Origin of the sequence: Natronomonas pharaonis DSM 2160 (assembly GCF_000026045.1) — an archaeon.
In the GTDB taxonomy this organism is placed as follows: Archaea; Halobacteriota; Halobacteria; order Halobacteriales; family Haloarculaceae; genus Natronomonas; species Natronomonas pharaonis.
In genome coordinates this window covers 1701867-1722587 of the sequence record NC_007426.1, presented here as the reverse complement: position 1 = coordinate 1722587, position 20721 = coordinate 1701867, and the positions used below count along the sequence as shown (strand labels likewise).

Genomic DNA, 20721 nt, shown 5'->3' with positions numbered 1-20721 from the left:
CACCATGAGCAGCAACGAACCACGGCGCCACGACGTACTCTCCGAAGACGCACTGACGGACTCGTTTCCCGACTACACCGGACAGGTCACCGCGAGCGAGCACCGCTCCGCCCGGAAGGCCGATACCGTCCCCGCAGAGCGCGTTCTCCGGCCGGAACTCGCCAGCCGCCTCGACAACGACCTCTACCGCCATCAGGCGGCGGGCCTCAACGCGCTCGCCGACGGCGAAAACGTCGTCGCCACGACCGCTACGTCCTCCGGCAAGACACGGATATACGCCCTCCAGATGGCGCGCAATCAACTGGCGTCCCCGGATGCCACGGCGCTTTGTCTCTATCCGATGAAGGCGCTCACGCGCGACCAAGAGCAGACGCTCAACGACCGCTTCAGCGGGTGGGATGTGGACACCCGTGTTGAGGTCTACGATGGGGATACGAAGCCGGAGCGGAAACCGAGCATTCGGACCGGGGCCGACACGATACTGACGAATCCTGCCGGGCTGAACGTCTATCTCCCACGACACGGGACCGACTCCGGCTGGTCCCGGTTCTACAGTAATCTCGAACTCGTCGTCGTCGACGAGGCACACCAGTATTCCGGCATCATGGGAACGCATGTCGCCTGGATTCTCCGCCGACTCCGGCGGCTGTTGTTCTACTACGGTGCCGACCCGCAGTTCGTTCTTACGACCGCAACCATCGGCAACCCCGCCCAACACGCCGCCAGACTCACCGGCGAGGCATTCACCGTCATCGACGAGGACGGCTCCCCGCGCGGCGAGCGGGATATCGTCCTCTGGAAGCCGCCCATCGACGAAGACGCCGTCAAAAAAGCCCATGACGCGGATATCGACCCGACCGAGGCGGACATGGAGGAGTTCCGCGCCTCAACCGGCGGTGAGGCCGCCAAGGTTACCGCACATCTCGCTGTCAACGAACGGCAGACGCTCCAGTTTTGTACCGCCCGGCAGGGGACCGAAATCGCCGCCCGAAAAATCAGTGCCGCTGCAAGGGACCACCCACGAGACAGCTACATCAAAACACGCGCCTATCACGGTGGGCTTGGAAAGCGGACCCGCCGAAGCATCGAGACTCAACTCAAAGACGGGAGCGTCGATGCGGTCGCCTCCACCAACGCTCTCGAACTCGGCATCGATGTCGGCGGCATCGACGCGACCGTCACCAGCGGCTACCCGGGGACGCGACAGTCCTTCTGGCAGCAGGTCGGCCGCGCCGGACGCGGAACATCGGATGCCCTCTCCGTGCTGGTCGGCGGCGCAGACGCGATGGACTCTTACATTCTCGACAACCCCAAATATCTGTTCGAGGACGATGTCGAGAACGCCGTCGTCTCCATCGACAACGAGCAGGTCTACGCCGACCACCTCTGTGTCGCCGCCAGAGAACGCCCACTTACTGACGACGATGCCGGTCTCTTGGGCGACGAAAGGCGGCTGCAAGAGATGGTCGCTATGTGGCAGGACGCCGGCGTGCTCGAACAGGGCGTCGGACTCGACAGCGGCGTCCATTACACGGGCGACAGCCGCCCCGAATCCCGGATCTCGATGTACGACACCAGCGGCCGCCAGTATATCGTCGACTGCCGTGACGGCGACATCGACCACGACCCCGTCGCGAAGGAACGCGCCGCTCGTGATTATCACGAGGGAGCGCTCTTTCTGCACGACGGCCAGCAGTACGAGGTTGTCGAGGTCACTCACGACGCCCCGGCACCGCGCATTACTGTCGAAGAGCGAAACACCGGGCGCTACACCCGGACGCTCTCACAGAAACACATCTCAAACCTTCGGCCGGAGACCAGCCGCGAGTTGGGCGACGGCTACACGCTCTGGTTCGGGCGGGGCGACGTTGATATCAGCTACGACCAGTATGTCGTCCACAACATCTCGACCGGCGAACTCGAAAGCGGCCCTCACCCGACCGGTTCACCGCCGCTGTCTCTTGATACCGAGCTCATGTGGGTGTCGCTTCCGGAGACGCACCTCGAAGACACGATTGCAGGACTCGATGTCCCGCTGCTTGAGCCGACCGAACACGCCAAACAGGACGTTGGCATCACAGAACCCGACCGGTACACATACGCGGGTGGTATCCACGCAGCCGAACACGGCATCATCCAATTGGCTCCCTTAGAGCTGCTCATCGACAACAGCGATATCGGTGGGCTCTCGACGCCAGCCCACCACGACGAGCGAATCCCCGGCCCAGTCTGGTTCGTTCACGACGGTATCGACGGCGGTATCGGCTTTTCGCGTGCGATTTACGACAATTTCGAGACTATTGCTGAACGGACCTACGAACACCTCGATACCTGCGACTGTCAGCGGCGACGGGGCTGTCCGCTCTGCATCATGTCCGAGCACTGTGGCAACCAAAACGACCCGCTTGACCGCGTCGTGGGACGGCAGATTATCGGCGATGTCGTCGACCGGCTGTAGCCTGCCTGATAACTATCGGTGACGGGAACCGAACACGGCCATGGGCGGATTCAATTAGCTGCCCGTCCCACCGCAGGCAGACTCGTTCAGCTGCTTTTCAACCTATTGTATGCGCTTTGCTTGTCTCCCGGTATGCTTATCGGAGATAGGTATGATAGCAGATACCGTATCCGTGCTTGAACGTCCGACGAGGTACCGCTGGATAGCCTGGGGGATGCTGGCGCTGGCGTTTCTGCTCGCCAGCGTCCATCGCCTCTCGACGGCCGTTCTTTCGGAGGCGCTGACTGCCGAGTTCGGGCTGACCGCAGCACAACTGGGAACGCTGCATGCTTCGTTCTTCATCGGATATGCCCTTGTCCAGATTCCCGCCGGTGTGCTCGTTGACGCTGTTGGCCCTCGACACGTCGGCACTGCTGGTGCTGCCGCAGTCAGCGTCGGTGCAATCGGGTTCGTTTTCAGCAGCACGTACCCGACCGCGCTCCTTGCTCGCGCAGTCATCGGGGTCGGTGGCGGCGTCATCTTTGTTTCAACGCTCAGATTCGCATCAAACTGGTTTCGGGTCAACGAGTTCGCGTCGGTAACCGGCCTGACTGCCGGCATGGCCGGATTCGGTTCGATTCTCGCGACGACACCGCTGGCGGTCGTCATCGGACTGGCCGGGTGGCGGTCGACGTTTCTCTGGTTCGCCGTTTTTGGCCTTCTGGTCGCGGCCGCAGTGTACGTGCTCGTGCGCCGCTCTCCGGCCGAACTCGGGTTCGATACAATCCGTAGCGTTCCGTCCCAGCCGTCTGTGACGGTTAGCGAAACGGGCCAACACCTGCGAGCGCTGGCCCGTGACCCCGAACAGTGGCTGCTCTCGCTGTGCTTCTTCGCGACAATGGGGTCGATTCTGACGCTGCTGGGGCTTTGGGGCGTTCCGTATCTGGTTACTGTCTACGGGCTTGATGTGACCACAGCGTCTTATTACACACTGCTCGGTGCGATTGGAATGCTCATCGGCGGTCCGGCGGTCGGTCGAGTATCGGACCGGCTCGGCAGACGGTATCTCCCGATGGTAGTCGGCTTCGGGTTGTTTGTGCTCGTGCTCGTCCCGATTCCGCTTTTGGGCCGTCCGCCGAAAGCCGTTATCGCTGGGAGCTACTTTTTTACCGGCTTCTTTATCGGGGCAGCAGTGCTCACGCTTTCGGTCATCAAAGAGCAATACCCTGCCGGAGCCAGCGGTGTGGCGACGGCGGCCGTCGTCACTGCCGGCTTCCTCGGCGGCACTGTCCTGCCAGCACTGCTGGGTGTCGCGCTTGACACCTACCGCACTGGAGCGTTCGTCGGTGGGACGGCCGTCTACACCGAGTTCGGCTATCGGGTCGCGTTCGCGTTGCTGTCGGGGGCTGTCGCTGTTGCCTTTTTGTGTTCGCTTTGGCTGTTTCTTCGCCGCGGAGACGAGCCAATGCACTCAGCACGTGCCGCTGACAGCGAGTAACTCCAAGCGCCGGACGCTGACACGTAGCGAGCGGAAGCCCACCCCTTCAGGGGTGGGTCTGAGCGACAAACGGCACATACGGGCGGACGAAAAGCCCTCCGAGTGCGAAAATCGCCGGGAGCAACGGGAGGGGCTGCACGATGAGGACGATTGCGGAGACAGCGACGCCGACCGTTGGCGACCCATACAATGATACGCTGTCTCCACGTACTGTATGTACGCCACGTTATGCTGATGAGTACCATTCACCACACTAAACGGACGCTCCAGCCGTACTTCGCGCTCGTTCGAGCCCCGTTTCTCGTGTTCACCGCCATCGTCATTCTGCTGCCGGCGGCTGCCGCGGCAGAGGCGGGAATACTCAACGTCACGAACACGCTGTTGGCCTTCGGCAGTGTCCTTGCCGCACACGTCGCCGTCAATATCCTCAATCTCGCCAGCGATTACCGGACCGGAATCGACGAGGCAACCGATGAGACACCGTACAGCGGCGGCAACGACGTGCTCGTCAGCGGCACGCTGAGCTACCGGCGCGCACTCGCCGCTGGCGTGATAGCGATTCTGGCCAGCGCGCTGTTTGTCGTCCCACTTGTCTCCCAGTTCGGCGGCATTGTCCTGCTGTTCTACGGGGTGGGGACGGTCCTCGTCGTTGGCTACACTGACGTGTTCGCCCGCATCGGTTTGGGGGAGTTCGCGTGTGGGGCCGGACTGACGTTCCTGCCGACAGTCGCGGTGGGATACATTCAAGCCGGCACGTTCCCGGAATCTGTGCTGTATCTCTCCGTGCCGATGTTTCTGGTGGGCTTTAATTTGCTCCTCTTGAACGAGTTTCCCGACGTTGAGGCAGACCGCACGAACGGACGAGTAAACATTCCCGTTGTCCTCGGCCGCCAGACGGCTGGCTACATCTATTTCGGACTCGTCGGTGTGCTGGTTGCCAGCCTGCTATATCCGATTGCCACCGGTGCCCTGCCGGCAACGGTCGCAGTCGCCATCCTGCCAATCGCACTTTTGGCGCCGATTTTCCGGACGGTAGTGCTGGAGGGGAACGGAGACCTGACCGACGACGAGCTCGGCAACCACATCCTCTGGACGCAAACCACAATCGTCGCGCTCGCTGTCGGGATGGCGGCTGCGGCGGTTCTGTAAAGGTGCCACGGCGTCCAGTCACGCTATGACTGAACGCGCGAGCCCCCCGCCGCCGTGTTTCCCCCGCTGTGCGTCTCACGCTGTTTGAACAGCCCTGTACATCAGGACGCCAGTTATGAGGAGGAACGCAACTGAAACGCTGCCGACAATAAAAAGGTGGACCTCAAGCGCTATTTCGGCCCGTTCGGAGACAAGCGCGGCGGCCGTACTGGTAAACGTTGCGAGCCACCCACCGATGCCGATGCCAACCGCCGTGTATGTCCCGACCCGGTCCGGCGTCGCGAGGTCCGGCCACAGGGCGAACGCAACCGTCGTATAGCAGCTGACTGCCAGCACATAAAGGAGCGGCCGCACCGCGGCCAGTGCCGCCGGCCCGCCCACAGCGGCGTCGTACACGTACAGGAACTGTGCGGCGGCAAACAACACGAATGTCGCGACGAAAAGCCAGTGATACCGCAGTTTCGCATACGCGACGCCGGCCGCAAGCCCTCCGATTACGTGCGTCATCGCAATCAGCAGCCGCGTGCCGAGTTCCGATGACTGCCACGACGCTTCGACGTACTCGGATTCGATGATACGAACAAAGCCGAGACTATCGACGAAGAAGGCACCGAAAAGCAGCACGACGCCACCGACGAACGCCGCTGTCAGCATACCGGACTGTGTGACCCCCACGGGCTGTCGCCCGGGGCTGTCGTCTGTTCGACTGCCGGACACCCAGTCGCCGATGCTCGGAACCGAGAGCACACCGAGCAAGAGTGCGACGGGTGCCAGCACGGCAACCGCCGACGGCACGAACGACTCGATGGTCCACTCAAATGGAAACAGCGCAGCGAGAAAGAACGCACAGCCCGCGACAGCCCCGGCAGCGTATCCGCGTATCCCCGGACGTACGAGGTCCAAAAGCAGGCTAAACGCGAACGGGATTGCCGTCCCCAACAGAAGCGAACAAAGGGCTATCCACGTCAAAAACTGCTCGAACGATGTAACTGCGGTGACAGCGTACGTCGTCGCAACCTGTAGGACGACGATGCCGAACAGCACGCGAAATTTCGATAGCGGGTTTGCCCCCACTCCGAGTCGGTCCATCAGATACCCGCTCACGAGTGTAGTACACAGTGTCACAAGCGCCAACACGCCCATTCCGACTGCAACTCGTTCGGGAGAGAGCCCTAGCCGCTCTAACCCGAGGTCGGTCAGCCCGAGCTGGATGAACGTGAGGTTGTAGTAGTATGCCGCTGTCAGAACAGACACATAGACAGCGAACGCGACAGCCGCCTTGGTGGGCGTCCTTCCGGCCGGAGAGGTCGAATCCATATGCCGTGTCTCGGTGGTTACCCGAAACAGCGTCCGTGACCCTAAAGGCATACCTCCCGCCGGCTTTCTGCCGCTTCCGTAGGCGTGGAAGCCACTCTCTACATCGACTCAAAACCGTTCGTAGATGTCACGTCGGTTCAGGTCAAGTTCGGTCACTGTCGCTGGTGCCTCTTGGCCGACGGCGTACGCAATCGCCGCGGCGACATCCGACGGGTCAAGCGTGGACGCGTCGTCCAGCGCCGCATCGTTTGTCCGCTCGCGGAACTCGGAGCCGAAGCCGGTCGTCACGCCGGAGGGATTGACCAGGGTGACACCGACGCCGTCCGGTCCCACGCGGCCGGCGACACTGAGCGCAAACCCTCTGAGCCACCACTTTGAGGCCGCATACACGGGCGTCGACGTGCTCGGGTGTTTTCCTTTGTAGCTTCCGACGAAAACGAGCGACCCGTTGGCATCCGATAGCGCCGGGAGCGCCGCTTTCGTGGTGTAGTAGGCACCGTGGACGTTTGTCTCGGTCACCCGCTCGAACTGTTCAAGCGGTAGTTCGGACATCGGTACATCTCGCTTCTCCCCGATGCCGGCGTTGACCACAACGGTATCGAGTCGGCCGAACCGGTCGATTGTCGCATCGACGAGCGCCGCGACGGCATCGTATTCGGTCACGTCAGTGGGGACGGCGAGCGCGTTGCTCCCCGCTGCCTCACAGTCGTCTGCAACGGCTGTCAGCGATGTCTCGTTTCTGGCTGCGAGAACGACGTTTGTCCCGCTGTGGGCGAAGTGACGTGCCGTGGCAGCGCCGATGCCGGAGCTGGCACCTGTAATCAGTGCGACGGGGTTCGTGTCGCTCGATTCGGTCACACCCACATTCGGGGACGAGCCCATTTAACCGATATGACGGGCTATCGCTCGCCGTTCGACCGGTTTTTCGCTCGTCCCAGCACCGAGCTGAGGCCGATATCAATGAGACCGAACGTGACACCGAAGCTGGCGAGCAAAAACGGGTCGATACCGACGGCGGTCGTTCCGGTCGCCTCCAGTAGCCCGATACCGCCGACCGCAACGAACCCCAGCGAGATGCGGCTATCGAGGCTCCGGCCCCGCTCGGCGACGAATCCGGCGATGCCGATGCCGAGCACCGCGCCGGCGGCTGTCGGATACGACGCCACGAGCGCGAACGCTCCGACTGCGAGGCCGCCAAGAACCGACCCGACGCCGCCGCCGCGCAGTCGCCTCGCTCCGTCCGGCTCACTCATTTTTCGGAGTCCGCCGCCGCCCAGAGCGGGTAGAGGTCATCTTCGATGGGGTCGACAGTCGATTCGCCATCCATCCGGAGCTCCGGGCTGCCCTCGCTGACAACGCCGACTTCGGCAGCCGGAATATCGGCGTCCGAAAGCGCCGCCAGCGCGTCGTCAACCTCGCTTTCGGGAACGGTTCCCGCAACGGCCCCGGAGCCGAAAATACGCAACGGGTCGACGCCTGCGGCATCACATAGTGCCCGCGTCGCTTCGCGGATGGGGACCGCCTCGCGTTCGACGTCGAGCCGGACGTCGGATGCGCGGGCGATTTCGTGGAGCCCTGCAGCGACACCGCCCTCCGTCGGGTCGTGCATCGATGTCGCGTACTCGCGCAGAATTTGGGCGTCCGCCGCGACGCTTACGTCCTCGAAGAACGATGCCCCCCGTTCGACGACATCGGTCGGAACATCAAGCTCGCCGCCGAAGTCGGCCGCGAGAATCGCCGTCCCCTCGATACCGGCCGCTCCGGTGAGGACAACGCGGTCGCCGGGCTCGGCTCCGCCGGTCGGGACGAACGCCTCTGTCATACCCATCGCAGTGAGAGAAACGATTGGGCGTTCGAGCGCGTCGACATACTCGCTGTGGCCGCCGACGATTGTCGCTCCGAGGTCGCTGGCGGCGGCGTGGATATCGCGGGTTATCGGTTCGAGGGCACGCTCGCTCGGGAGCATGAGAACGACTGAGAGCCACCGAGGGTCAGCTCCGGAGACGGCGATGTCGTTGCAGGCCACATGGACGCCGAGCGTTCCGACCCGTGAGGCCGCCAGCGAGATGGGGTCGGAGCTCACGACGAGCGTCCCCGCAGGTGGGTCGATTGCGGCGGCGTCCTCGCCGTCGGCGGGCCCTTTGACGACCGCCGGGTCGTCCTCGCCGGTCCGGCCGAAAACATGCGAAAGCAGGTCGTCCGGGTGTACCTTGCCGGGCATGTCTCACACTGGGGCGAATCGCGGTTTGTAGCTGTTGCTCCGAACTGCTGGTGTCGCGGGGCGGGGCTGGACCGCCGGTGTTCCACGTCCGGACTGTCGCCGGAGCTTTTGCTACAGTGGTTGGCAAGCACATCCGCCGCCGGAGTTACTACAAATAGGTCTCTTATTAGCAAGAGTTAATAATATCTTGTACTATTTTGATACCATGGATGAGAAACAGTCCACGACCGGCACGGTCGTGTACGACCTCAAACGGCGACAACACGCGGTAACGACAGGTATCGCCGGGCTCCTTGTCGGCGGTAGCGCTGCAGCCGCCGCTGGTGGCGGGAGTATCCAACAACTAACGCTGGCTATGTTCGTTGCGGTGTTCGTCGGCAGTGGACTGTACTGGCTACTGCGCCGTGGAACCGCGGCGGTTACCGGCGGCTCCAGCCGCTATCACGTTCGGCTCCCGGCCGCAACGGGTGACAGACACACCGAGGGCGATAGCATGTCCGACCGCAGTTCAGCCCCCATGGAGGGACGATGACGCTGCCGGACTCCGTTGATGTTGCTGTCGTCGGGGCGGGTCCCGCAGGTGTTGGTATCGGCACGGCGCTTTCGTTTCTTGATGTCGAAACAGTCATTCTCGAGCGCGATGCTGTCGGTGCCAGCTTTCGTAACTGGCCCGCAGAGATGCGGTTCATCACCCCATCGTTCCCCAGCAACGGATTCGGCCACCCAGACCTGAACGCGGTCGTCCCGGCCACCTCACCGGGGGCTATCCTCGACACGCAACAACCGTCCGGCGACGAATACGCCGAATATCTCCAGCGGGCCGTCGACCACTACGAACTCCCCGTCGAAACCGGGATTGAGGTAACCACCGTTACGCCGCTGTCAGACGCTGCACCCGAGTCTGGCGGGCCAGCGGTATCTGAGCCACGCGGCGTAGCCGTCGATGGCGGTGACACCGAAGGGTTCCGTCTGGAGACATCCGGAGGGTCCGTCCACGCGCAGTGTGTCGTGTGGGCCGGCGGCCAGTTCGGAACCCCGCGAACGGATGTTTTCTCAGGGGCTGCCCTGTGTGTCCACAACGCCGCGGTGGACTCTTGGGCTGACCACGCAGCGGCGAACTCGACCGATGAGTTCCTCGTTGTCGGCGGGTTCGAAAGCGGCATCGACGCAGCCGTCAATCTGGTTGAACTCGGCTGTTCAGTGACTGTCCTCGACCGCGGTCACCCTTGGGCCACCCGGCATCCGGACCCCAGTCAGACGCTCTCGCCGTACACGCTCCAGCGACTCGACGAGGTTCGAGACAGTGAGAAGCTGACGCTGGTCGGCGGGGCCGAGGTGCAGGAGGTACACCGCACTGATGACGGCCAGTTCGCGGTCCATGCCCGCCCAGTTGGTAGCGACCCCGTCTCCGGGGCCCCACCAACAGCAAACGCTGGCTGGGAAGACCACAGCGACGGAACGTTCGTTGTCCCCACCCGTCCGGTTCTGGCCACCGGCTTCGACTCCGATTTCGGGCCTGTAGAGGAGTTGTTCCCCCGCGAGCGCGGCAGCGTCCGGTTGACTGAGCGCGACGAGTCACCGACGACGCCCGGCCTGTTTCTGACCGGCCCCGAGGTCGAACATAACGGACAGAAGTTCTGCTTTATCTACAAGTTCCGGGCACGACTCCCCGTTGTCGCCGAGGAAATCGGTGAGCGCCTTGGGGTTGCTACCGAGCCGCTAGACCAGTACCGGGAGGCAGGGATGTTCCTTGACGACCTTGACTGCTGTGAGCCGGTCGACTGCAACTGCTAAACAGACGTAATGAGCGAGACACGAGACCCCACGTCGGAGCGCCGAACCGAACGAGAGACCGTTGTCGTGGCGGGCAAAGAAAGCGTTGGGAAGTCCGAACTGGTCGCCTCTTTGACCGGCGACCGTCCGACAAGCGGGAACTTTCGGGGGACGACAGTCAGAAGCGAGCGGTACACGACCGATGACTACGAGTTCGTCGATACACCGGGTATCGTCCTCGATACTGACACTGAGGCGACCCGTGATGCGCTTTCCTGCGTCAGCGACGACGAAACCGTACTGCTCGTTGTACCCGCGACCGATATTGACAGTGACCTCGAAGATTTGCTGCCGCTTGTCGACGGCCATCTGGGCGCTATCGTCGTCACATTCTGGGATAAGGTCGAGGAAGCAGACGACACCCGACGAGCGCTCGAGACGCTGAGCGCCGATATCGGCGTCCCAATCGTCCCGGTCGATGCCAGAAACGTTTCGCGCCCGATGGCAGACGGCGGCGTCGAATCCGAGACCCTTCCCGAACACGGGCAGCCAGACGAGTTCGCTCGCATCATGCGAGCGATCGACCAGCCGGGTATTTTTCCGGAGGAAACGACTCGCGATATCGGACGGCGTATCGAGCCGCCGAAGACGGTCTTCGAATGGCCGTATGTCGGCCCAGCGGTCAGCATCGCCTTGCTGCTTTTGCCCGCAGCACTTGCTGTCTGGTTTGCGAACACGCTCGCCGGCGAGCTTGACCCACTCGTCGGGGCGGCTTTCGAGCCGTTAGTCATGTGGGCCGGAACACTGCCCGAACCGCTCGCGACGATGCTGGCCACCCAGTACGGCTTCCTTTCGATGGGACCGTTCCTGTTTGTCTGGGCGGGGCCGACCATGCTCATCTTCGCGGTCGTCCTCGGCGTCTACAAGAACACGGGCCTCGTAACCCGAATGACCGTGTCGCTACACCCGACGATGCGACGGGTCGGGCTGACCGGTCGGGACTTGGTCCGCGTTGTGATGGGCTTCGGCTGTAACGTCCCCGCAGTCATCAACACGCGGTCGTGTTCGGACTGTACCCGGTGTACGACGATTTCCGCGATTTCGTTCGGCTCCGCGTGCTCCTATCAGTTTCCTGCGACGCTTGCGGTGTTCGCAGCGGTCGGCATGTGGTGGCTCGTCGGTCCCTATCTGCTGGCCCTTGCCGCTACGACGCTCATCTACGTGGCCGCGGTTGCGCCGCCCGAAGCCAGACAGTCCCAGACGGTCATTGACCGACGTACCTTTCTGAGCCGCCCCGACGCGCGCGCCGTGGCCCGCGAAGCCTGGAGCGCGCTCCGGGAGTTCTTTTTCAAAGCGTTGCCAGTGTTCGTCGTGATTACGTTCGCGGCAGCGTTGCTCGATGAAAGCGGAGGGATTGACGCCCTCGGTGGCGTTCTCGGTCCCGTAATGAGTGCGTTCAACCTGCCTGCGGAAGCAGCGCTCACTGTCGTCTTGGCATCGGTGCGAAAAGACGGAATTGCGCTACTGACGGAGGGCGGTACCGCAGCCACCCTCTCTCCGCTGGAGGTGCTCGTGGCGGTGTATCTCGCCGGTGTTCTGTTGCCCTGCTTGGTGACCGTCTTTACCGTTGCCCGCGAGGTGTCGGCCGCATGGGCGGCGAAGATGGTAGCACGCCAAGCCGCGGCAGCGGTGGTGTTCGCGCTTATCATCGCTTGGGGCGGCCGAGTTCTGCTCGGATGAACTGCGGGCACACCACTGTCGTGGATGCCTCCGGAAGCCGAACGACTGTACGCCTCCGGGGCGTAATACATGCATGTCCACGCAGGATGGCGGACACCGTGACGCAGCTATCGCTGCCCTCGCCGAGCGGGCGTACGTCGACGCCGGCGACGAGTACACCCGCGCCGGACGGCGCGTCCTCGCCGACCCACGGCCCGATGGTGGCCCCTTTGAGCTCGGCGACCACGGCTGGGTTGGGGCCGGCGTCCAGTACCTGCTGATAGCTGCGCTCTGCTATCGAGTCGCCGATGAGCCACAAACGGCGCGGTTTAGAGCTGTTGAAGCCACCGCTGTCGCCGGGGACTTCGCACGGCGGGCAGACAGCCCAGCACAATCGGCCTGTTTTGCGGAGCTTCGAGCCGATTGCCGCGTCGCTGGCGGCCTCTCGGAGGCTTCAGAGGCGTACAACGACGCCGTTGATGCCTACGAAGCGGCCGGCGAGACGGTCGACGACCCATCCCGGATGAGCACGACGCCGCTGTTCCAAGCGGCCGCGGCTCCGATAAAACAAGCTGCACGAAGTCTCGCTAACGGCGAAATCGCCGTCGAGTGGGATGACCTTCACGGGCCGGACCCCTCGGACCCCGGCCGGTTTCTGGCAGTCAGAGCGGAATACAAGCGCCGCCGGTTCCCGGGGCTCGTTGAGCGGCTGCTCTCCGAGAGATATCTTGCGGCTCCGCGTGGAACGACCGAGTACGCTACCGACCATCACCGATGTCCACACTGTGATTCGACCGATGTCAACTGGGTCGGCAACTCGACGCTCTGTCTTCGGTGCTCGCGGCCGACCAACCCGGTGTAGGTTCCACGTAGCGGAAGCACAGGTCGAAGGCGATGCACGGAGCGCCTATCTCGCCTTGGGCATCCACAGCGTGAGGACGACGACGACGGCCATAATGACGCCAAGCGCGATATATCCCCAATCGAAGTAGCCGTACTCGCCGATGACACCGAACACGACCGGTCCGCCGGCGGCGAGCGCCGCAGTAAGCGTCCGGACGACCCCGAGTCCAGCACCCTTCATGTCGTCGGCGAACACCTCGGCGAGGAACGACTGCGTAATCGCGCCCGTTCCGAGCATCGCGCTGATGAGCGCCGTGATGCCCACGATGAACAGGACGTTATCGGTCAGCGGGAGCAACAGAAAGCCGGCAGTCGCCGGCAACAACACGCCGACGAGCGACGTTCGAACCCCGAGGCGGTCGTAGGCTGTCCCGGCGACCGGCTTTACGACCACGCCGACGGCGAAAAAGAACCCAAACAGTAGACTCGCCGTCGCCGGCGCAAATCCCTTGACGGTCGTCAGGTACGTCGGATAGAACGCCGTGAACGACTGCCAGATGAACATGTAGAGAAACAGGATTCCGGTCATGAGTCCGATAGCCGGCGTGCGGAGCGTTTTGAGGGCCGCAAGCATCCCCCGTTGTGGCTCTGACTCCGAGCGGGTCGGCTTGGGCTGTCTGCTCGACGAAGTCACGACAACGAAAAGCCCGGCCACAAGCAGCGGCGGAACAATGAACCCGAGGCCGGCTTGCCATGCCACCCCCGCTGCAAGCACCGTCGCCACCGGCGGGAGGATAGTCTGGCCGATGTCGCCGGTAGCCATCGTGACACCGAGTGCGCTCCCGACCCGTTCCCTGTAGAGATTTGAGAGGAACGTGATTCTGGCAATCGGATACACCGAATGGCCGAGCCCCCAGACGGCGGTTGCAAAGAACAACACGGCTGCCGACGACGATGTCACGACGAGTGTGAGTGCTCCGGCGACAACGACCGTTCCGGCGAGCATGAGGACCCGTTCGTCAACCCGGTCAGCGAGGATGCCGCCCGGAAGCTGCCCGATGGCTGCGAAAAACCACAATACGGTTATCAACAGCCCGGCGACGGCTAAACTGAGCCCGTAGGTCTCTTGCAGGTACGGGATGATGACTGGATAGACCATCCGTGCTCCGTTGAGAAGTCCCCAGCCGACGGCGACCGCAACGAGGGCGAACCCCTTTCCGTCGCCCCACAGTGCCGTCGCCTCTTGTCTGAGTATCGACCGAATGCTCATTTCGTATGAAACCGTCGCCTCTTGCCCTGCCGGTTTGATATGGGTTCCTTTCTTCGGGCGGTTTTTACGCCGCACCGGCGTTCGTATGTGGGTTTCAGCTCCCAATATCGGTGGAGAGTCCCCGATTCAGCGGAGGATGCGTCTGTTCGCCCACGGAAGAACAGCGTGGTGGTCTCCACCCCACTTCCGAACACCGGTGATGGCTTTGCCAGCCTGTTGCGTATAGCGCGGCCGGACGAGAGAACGGGACCCTCCACACCCGGGCTAGTCATAGCGGATACAGCGCGGAAACCCCCCCGTTCACGGGTGGGAGGAAGCGCGTACGCTCCGTGCGACAACCCACCGGCTACGATAGGGCTGACTCCCCTGTCGGCAACGAGCTGTCCAAGTGGTGTGGCTACCGGCCGTCGTCAGGGCTCCGGCTTCGGAAGGCGGAGCTCGACTGTCGTCCCGTGGTCCGTGTTCGGGACGACAATGTCGCCGTCGAGCGTCGTGACAATCCAGTAGGCCAGCCACAGCCCGAGTCCGCGCCCGTGTGCGAGTGGGTCCTCCACTCCGGTCGCCAGCACCTTGCGCTCGTTTTCGGGAAGGCCGGGTCCGTTGTCCGTTATCGTGACCGTGACTCCTTCGGACCCAACGTCTACGTCGATTTCGACCGACGGCGATTCGACGCTGTGCTTTGCGGCGTTGTCCAGCAACTCGAAGAGCGCGGTCTCTATCCGGGGAAGTGTCAGCGCCACGGCTGACTCCGGCGCGTCGACGGAAACTGATACGTTCGGATACTGTGTTTCGACTTGTCCGACCACCTCCTCGAGTATCGGGATGATGTCGTATGACCCCAGTTCCGGTGACGCCTCCCGAGCCTCTTCTATCTTCCGTGCCGATTCGGTCAGGTCGAGGAGTCTATCGGTCGTCTCAAGGATCTGTTCGGCGCTCGCCGCTGACTCGCCTTCGAGGTCATCTGCCAGCATTTCGGCGTAGCCGTTGATGACTGTGAGTTCGTTACGGACGTTGTGTCGGAGCACACGGTTGATGACACTGATGAGTCCCTCGCGACGGTGTCGGTCGGTCGTCTCTCGGACCATCCCCTGCACACCGACGATATCCGCTGCCGTTCGCTCGGACTCCGGGACGCCTGCCTCGTAGATGGGGACGACCCGAACGTCGGTGTACACCCGTCGTCCATCGCGATGTTTTAGTGGAAGGTCCTGAATCTGGAGTGATTCCCCACTGACAACTTCGTCTAAGTAACTCCGGACTTCTTCGGTGACCTCTTCGGTCGGAGCCAGCGCATCGATGGGCTTGCCGACGAGCGCATCCGGTGCGTATCCGAGCGCATCCTCAACAGACCGAGAGACGAACGTCAGACGCCCCTCCGGGGTCGCCCGGTAGACGAAAGCAAAGCTCGCGGCGAGTACAGCACGGTACAGTTCATTCTGCTCGTCAAGTTCGCGCTCTCGGCGGTGCAGCTGTCGTCGCTGTTGTTCGAGCGTTGTCACGTCAGTAAACGTGAGAACCTGTGCTTCAGAGCCCGCCACCCCGACAGGCTCGGCTTCGACGAGGTAATACTGCGATTCCTCGCCGCCGCCCAGCTCAAAGATCGGGTCGCCGCCGTCTAGACACGCCGCAACGTCCGGGAGTACGTCCGCAAGCGGGTCACCAGTCGCCCCTTCGAGCGCAGGAAAAAGCGCTGTCGCCGCGCCGGTCGCGTCTCGAATCTGTCGCTCGCCGTCGAGGTACACCGAGGCAGCACCGCCACGTAGTGCGGTGCTGACGGCCACCAATTGCTCTTGGAAAACAAATAGCACACCGACAGCAAAGAGCGCCACGCCGATAGGCGCATAAATGAAGTTGATGAGCCTCGGTGTCGACAGCGCGATGATGTCAAAGACGACAGGAAGACCGAGAAGCACCGTCAGCCCGGCGAGCGGACGGGTGTCGTACTCGGAGCGCATATAGAGCTCAAGCAGCATGAACAGCCCGACAGCCGAGAGGATGTAAGACAGCCCTGTCGAACTCCAGTGGATGATGCCGTGATTGACCGCCAGATGCCGAAACGGCGCTGTCGCTTCGCTGGTAGTAAAGTACAGCCCGTGCAGGGGATTAGTGAGCTTTACCGAGACGACGAGTGCGAATACTGCGGCGCTGACGCGGCGGAGTGTCTTGTTCCGGTGGAGGTTCCGACCGGTGTATGCGGAACAGAAGTACAGCCACGCCCAGACTGTCGCGAACCCCGCAACGAGTCCGAGGAGGTAGCTCGGCTCGCGCAACGGGCCGGGAACGAGGAAGTACGCTGTTTTCAGGAGTCCCCACGCACCTGCGGTCGCCAGCAGCCAGACCAGTCCTGCGCGTATCTCGGGGTCGTCGAACGTCCGCACTCGCGGAATCAAAAGGAGACAAATCAGCCCGCTTCCAAGAAATACGGTAACATATGCGACCCCGATAGGGTCGGAAAGCGCCGCTGGCATATTACCAAGGGTACGCCCCCGTTACTCAAAAAGTCACCCGTCGCGGCATCGATGCCGACGTAATTGTTACTCAGCCAACACCTTGAGCACAGTAAGCGCTTCGTCGACCTCCTGAACATCATGAGACGTTCCTTTCTCGACGTAGAGTACGTCGCCGGGGGCGACCGAGTGGACAGCATCGCCGACCGCGATTGTTCCCGACCCATCGAGGATGTAGTAGAGTTCGTCGTCGGTGTGCTCTCGAAGCCCCTTCTCGTTGGCCGGTCCCTCCCGGTATCGCTTGAGCCCGACCGTCATCGACTCAGTGTCGACGACGCGGGCGGAGTCGCTATCGGCTCCGTCGAGTTGCTGCAGCAGTTCCGCTCGTGGGACGTGTGTCATACGCGACTCTATACGTCTTGTCCAATGAAATACCGACGGTTGGTGTCACAGCCATTGCCTTCAGCATTATACAAGGTGGAGCCTCCGACCTCAAGGAGTGAGCGAAGTAGGGTGGAGTAATTTATATGAGAACCAATCCAGTTGCCAGCACGTACCCACCGACAAGTACCAGCACTGTCGGGACGAGCCACCGGTCGAGCCAGCCGGGGATTCCGTCGGCGGCAACGCGGGAGACGATTATGTACGCGGCGAGGAACACGATTCCTGCGCCGACCAGATAGACGCCGATAACGACCAGTAACTCGGCGAGCGAGAGGCCGGCAAAGAACGGGACGAATACAGCGATGTTTTCGCCGCTGAGGCCGATACCGGCGACGCTCACAACGCCGATACGGCCGAGGGTGTTCGGCACGGCACGCGACTTCTCAACCGTCGTTTCCGGTGGTTGGTGGAACAACCCCCACAGCCCGATGCCGAGGGGAACGGAACCGAGTAGAAACGTCCACTCCTGAAAGAGCTCCGCAGCGAGCGCCGCCCCCGCGACCGCAGCGACCAGCCCGGCACAGAACCCGATGTAATGCCCGACGAGTACCTCCCAGAGTTGGTAGTCGTTGTCCGCACAGAACGCGCTGATGACGACCAGCGTATCGAGATGCGTTACGGCGAACAACCACACGCCGACGAGCAGAACCGTCTCCACGAGCTACCGATGCTGTCGCGTCACACCTGTATAGGCGTTTATATAGCGCTCCGATTCGCCCCGCTCAATCGCATCCGGCTAGAAGAGCAGGTCAAACAGCTGGTCGTCGTCGACGGGCAGCGACTCAAAGAGCGAGACGTTCTCGGTGAGCCAACCGACAAGCTCCGGGAGCAGGCTGAGCAGCGCGAAAAACAGCAACAGCCAGACAATCAGCTTGCCGAGGATACCGAACCGGCGGAGCAGGACGATTGCGAGTGCGCCGACGACGATAGCGACGAGCGAAGCAACCACGCCGATGCCACCAAGCAGTGCTGCCTCGCCGGCGGTCAGGTCAACGGTGCCAGTGGCGACGATGACGCTCCCGCCACCGAGCAAGAGCCCCCAAAGCCCGAGTCCGACAATCCGGAGCCGACGGGTCCGCTTTTTCGCCCGAGGGTCCGTCGGCATCTCGTCGTCATCGAGCGTCCACGGATGCTGCATACCTGAATATCTCGCCGTCACCGCTTCGTTCTTTTGGACCCGTCGGCTCGGGGCGGGGTCAGTCGTCGCTGGCGAGGTTGTGGAAGGCGTCTTCGGCGGTCTCGATTGCCCGCTCTCGCTTTGCGGGGTAGGCCTCGACCTTGCCACGGAGCATGATGCCGTCGCCGAACTCGACGCGGTTCTGATAGGCCGCCTGCTTGTCGAACTGGAGGTAGAAGGCGCAGTTGTCGTCGATGCGCTGTTCTAGCTCGGAGAGCAGCCGCTCGAAGTCATCGAGTTCGGCGACCCGAGAAAGCACGTGCCGGACGTCGTCGGCGCGTTCGAGACGCACCGAGTACACGAGGATTCTGTCGCCGTGATGCCCCTCGTTTACCTCCCGTTCGAGCTCAGTTTCCTCGGGTAAAAACGTCTCAAGCGCCGCCTCGACCCGCTTTTCGTCCTCCGTTGCATAACAGAACGCCCGGAGGTCGACGTAGTGGAACGGGACGGCGCTCATCGGTGGTTACTCGTCGTCCTCTGCGGCTTCGAGGGCGTCTTCGGCGATGCCGCCCTCCTGTCCTTCCTCGAAGTCGACGACGTAGGTCTTGTCGCCGAACATCGTCTCGGAGACTTGGGCGACTTCGCCCGTCTCACCGTCGTAGTCGCTGTGCTTGTCGTGGAAGACCACGCGGTCACCCTTCTCGAATGCCATATCTGGCGCTTTTCGCCGACACGGAAAAAGCCCGTCGTTTCGGCGGCCGGACCTGCGACCTTCGAACGGTTTTTGCGAACCGCAACCGTACGTGTGTCTATGTCACCCTCCATGCCTCCCGCTCCGAGTCGCCCGCCGACAGCCGCTGGCCTGCGTTGGTGGCGACAATGACGACCGTCGATGGGCTGTGGTATCTCGCCGACGAGGCGAGCCAGCACGCCGAGCGGGCATATCATACGCTTACAGAAGCCCACGGTGAGGGGACGCTCCAGCGAACCTACGAGCGACACGTCTCTCGGGGCCGGTTCCGAACACTCGCGCGCCGCATTCAGCGTACCGGGACCCCTTACGGCGCACACACGCTCGTTACGAGAGCCGACGGCCGCGTCCTGCTGGTGCGTCACGAAGGGGTTGACCTGTGGGTACTGCCCGGTGGCGGCGTCGGCCCGTCGGAGACGTTCTCCGAAGCTGCCGAACGGGAACTCCACGAAGAGGCCGGTATCACGGCCGACTACGACGGGCTGGCGATGCTGAACCGCGTTGAAGTACGCTGTCAGGGTCGCCAAACGTGGGGCGTGCTACCGGTCTTCGGTGCGAAGGCGTCGACCGTCGACCTGTCGGTTGCCGACCCCGACGGAGAAATCAGCGCCGCCCGGTGGTTCGCGCCGGAGCAGTTCCCCGAGGACACGCGCGACCGCGACGACCTCGTGGCCGCCGCGCGGGCGGTTTCGTAGCACTGCCTACCACTCGACACCCTCGCGGGCGTCGGCACGTCGGCGACGAAGCGCCGCGCGTCCGTTCGCGGCGTCGTATCCGAAAAGCACCGATTCGCCGTACTGTTCTGCGACCTCGGTCGCGTGAATCAGGTTGTCGATGTCGACATCGACAGCATAGAGTTCGATACTAAACGGCGTGTCGAGCCTGCTTTCGAACCCCTTCGCTATCGCCTCTAGCCAGTAGGTCGTCCCATAGCTGGTGTCGTACAGCGGAACGATGAACTCGTCGACATAGGATTCGAGTGCCCCGATATCGAGACCAGCCCGCTCGTAGAGATGTCCCTCATAGGGGTCGGGATACAGCGTCAGATACGTCCGGCCGGGAATCCGGTCTGCGGCCTCGGCGACAAACGAGGTGATGACCTCGCTCCGCCACTCGTAGCGGTCCTCGACACCCGTTTCCTCCGGCGGCGGCCCCTCGCCGGCCTCGTGGCGGTTGCGGACCCAGCTCTCGAAGTGCTCGTTGCACCGGTCACAGTAGCAGTACTCGGGGCGGGGAAAGCCGACGTCGTCGAGTCGGACGTCGGGCGTGACATCCGCACAGTCCGCAATAATCTCCAACAGCCCGGCTCGGTAGTCGTCGTGTGTCGGGCAGATGTACGCCCAGTCGAAATACGTCTGCTCGCGGGTCGCCCGTTCTCCATCCGGCGTGACCGGAACGAGTTCCGGGTTCTCCTCGGCAGCGGCGTTGTCGCCGAAGCACGACACCATGCTTACGGTCTCTGCGGCCGGCTCCGAAGACCGGCCGGAGACGTCTTTCACCTCGTAGAAAGCGCGGTCGAAGTCGTCCCACCGGGTTTCCTCTTCGTTTCGCGTGACGACGCCGTACATACCTCTGATAAGGACTACCGGCGGGTAAGTCGTTCGAAAAAACTGTCGGAGGGCGATACGAGCAGCCGTTCGGGGTTATCGCTTGATAGCGTACAGCAGAACGGCCGCCGCGACGAGTGCAACTACAAGTGCTTTCTTCGACATACGCTGTCCGATTCGGCTGCCGC

Annotated in this window: 20 protein-coding genes; 8 read left to right on the top strand and 12 right to left on the bottom strand. The window is 62.7% G+C overall.

What is annotated here, in order from left to right; all coding sequences use genetic code 11:
• The first annotated feature begins 4 nt into the window (after window positions 1-4).
• The 3 genes from NP_RS08800 to NP_RS08790 all read left to right on the top strand — a co-directional run bounded on the left by NP_RS08800 (window position 5) and on the right by NP_RS08790 (window position 5084).
• Complete coding sequence (locus tag NP_RS08800; RefSeq protein ID WP_011323492.1) at window positions 5-2458, top strand: DEAD/DEAH box helicase; 2454 nt, start codon at window positions 5-7, stop codon at window positions 2456-2458.
• Window positions 2459-2609: 151 nt separating this feature from the next.
• Window positions 2610-3935 (top strand): MFS transporter, encoded by a 1326-nt coding sequence (locus NP_RS08795; protein ID WP_011323491.1) that lies wholly within the window; start codon window positions 2610-2612, stop codon window positions 3933-3935.
• A gap of 234 nt (window positions 3936-4169) precedes the next feature.
• A complete protein-coding gene (locus NP_RS08790) occupies window positions 4170-5084 on the top strand; it encodes a prenyltransferase (protein ID WP_049939609.1) in 915 nt (304 codons plus the stop codon).
• A 75-nt stretch (window positions 5085-5159) separates the two neighbouring features.
• On the opposite strand, the gene NP_RS08785 is transcribed toward NP_RS08790, so the two are convergent.
• The 4 genes from NP_RS08785 to NP_RS08770 form a co-directional block, all read right to left on the bottom strand.
• On the bottom strand, window positions 5160-6401 hold the full coding sequence (locus NP_RS08785) for an MFS transporter (protein ID WP_065813940.1): 1242 nt from the start codon (window positions 6399-6401) through the stop codon (window positions 5160-5162).
• 108 nt (window positions 6402-6509) lie between these two features.
• The gene (locus tag NP_RS08780) at window positions 6510-7283 is read right to left on the bottom strand and encodes an SDR family oxidoreductase (protein WP_011323487.1); all 774 of its coding nucleotides are present in this window, start codon (window positions 7281-7283) and stop codon (window positions 6510-6512) included.
• Between the two features lie 17 nt (window positions 7284-7300).
• Window positions 7301-7654 (bottom strand): hypothetical protein, encoded by a 354-nt coding sequence (locus NP_RS08775; RefSeq protein ID WP_011323486.1) that lies wholly within the window; start codon window positions 7652-7654, stop codon window positions 7301-7303.
• Window positions 7651-8622: an AIR synthase family protein gene (locus NP_RS08770; protein ID WP_011323485.1), complete on the bottom strand. Its 972-nt coding sequence runs from the start codon at window positions 8620-8622 to the stop codon at window positions 7651-7653. The genes NP_RS08775 and NP_RS08770 overlap by 4 nt, the downstream gene beginning before the upstream one ends.
• Before the next feature lie 205 nt (window positions 8623-8827).
• On the opposite strand from NP_RS08770, the gene NP_RS08765 reads away from it, so the two are divergent.
• The 4 genes from NP_RS08765 (at window position 8828) to NP_RS08750 (ending at window position 12976) form a co-directional block, all read left to right on the top strand.
• Complete coding sequence (locus tag NP_RS08765; protein WP_011323484.1) at window positions 8828-9154, top strand: hypothetical protein; 327 nt, start codon at window positions 8828-8830, stop codon at window positions 9152-9154.
• Complete coding sequence (locus tag NP_RS08760; protein WP_011323483.1) at window positions 9151-10416, top strand: NAD(P)/FAD-dependent oxidoreductase; 1266 nt, start codon at window positions 9151-9153, stop codon at window positions 10414-10416. The genes NP_RS08765 and NP_RS08760 overlap by 4 nt, the downstream gene beginning before the upstream one ends.
• Window positions 10417-10425: 9 nt before the next feature.
• Window positions 10426-12135 (top strand): nucleoside recognition domain-containing protein, encoded by a 1710-nt coding sequence (locus NP_RS08755; protein ID WP_011323482.1) that lies wholly within the window; start codon window positions 10426-10428, stop codon window positions 12133-12135.
• Between the two features lie 73 nt (window positions 12136-12208).
• On the top strand, window positions 12209-12976 hold the full coding sequence (locus NP_RS08750; RefSeq protein ID WP_011323481.1) for a hypothetical protein: 768 nt from the start codon (window positions 12209-12211) through the stop codon (window positions 12974-12976).
• A 45-nt stretch (window positions 12977-13021) separates the two neighbouring features.
• Here NP_RS08750 and NP_RS08745 read toward each other — a convergent pair whose 3' ends face one another.
• From NP_RS08745 to NP_RS08715, 7 genes are all read right to left on the bottom strand, one after another.
• The gene (locus NP_RS08745) at window positions 13022-14227 is read right to left on the bottom strand and encodes an MFS transporter (RefSeq protein ID WP_011323480.1); all 1206 of its coding nucleotides are present in this window, start codon (window positions 14225-14227) and stop codon (window positions 13022-13024) included.
• A 410-nt stretch (window positions 14228-14637) separates the two neighbouring features.
• On the bottom strand, window positions 14638-16695 hold the full coding sequence (locus tag NP_RS08740; RefSeq protein WP_011323479.1) for an ATP-binding protein: 2058 nt from the start codon (window positions 16693-16695) through the stop codon (window positions 14638-14640).
• 66 nt (window positions 16696-16761) lie between these two features.
• Window positions 16762-17076: a cupin domain-containing protein gene (locus NP_RS08735; RefSeq protein ID WP_011323478.1), complete on the bottom strand. Its 315-nt coding sequence runs from the start codon at window positions 17074-17076 to the stop codon at window positions 16762-16764.
• Between the two features lie 121 nt (window positions 17077-17197).
• Window positions 17198-17776 carry a cadmium resistance transporter gene (locus NP_RS08730; protein WP_011323477.1) on the bottom strand — a complete coding sequence of 193 codons (579 nt, stop codon included), beginning with the start codon at window positions 17774-17776 and terminating at the stop codon, window positions 17198-17200.
• Between the two features lie 78 nt (window positions 17777-17854).
• The gene (locus NP_RS08725) at window positions 17855-18256 is read right to left on the bottom strand and encodes a hypothetical protein (RefSeq protein WP_011323476.1); all 402 of its coding nucleotides are present in this window, start codon (window positions 18254-18256) and stop codon (window positions 17855-17857) included.
• 58 nt (window positions 18257-18314) lie between these two features.
• Complete coding sequence (locus NP_RS08720; RefSeq protein ID WP_011323475.1) at window positions 18315-18752, bottom strand: RNA-binding protein; 438 nt, start codon at window positions 18750-18752, stop codon at window positions 18315-18317.
• A gap of 6 nt (window positions 18753-18758) precedes the next feature.
• Window positions 18759-18947 (bottom strand): DUF1918 domain-containing protein, encoded by a 189-nt coding sequence (locus NP_RS08715; RefSeq protein ID WP_011323474.1) that lies wholly within the window; start codon window positions 18945-18947, stop codon window positions 18759-18761.
• 167 nt (window positions 18948-19114) lie between these two features.
• On the opposite strand from NP_RS08715, the gene NP_RS08710 reads away from it, so the two are divergent.
• Complete coding sequence (locus tag NP_RS08710) at window positions 19115-19681, top strand: NUDIX domain-containing protein (protein WP_011323473.1); 567 nt, start codon at window positions 19115-19117, stop codon at window positions 19679-19681.
• Between the two features lie 6 nt (window positions 19682-19687).
• Here NP_RS08710 and NP_RS08705 read toward each other — a convergent pair whose 3' ends face one another.
• A complete protein-coding gene (locus NP_RS08705; protein WP_011323472.1) occupies window positions 19688-20554 on the bottom strand; it encodes a hypothetical protein in 867 nt (288 codons plus the stop codon).
• Between the last annotated feature and the right edge of the window lie 167 nt (window positions 20555-20721).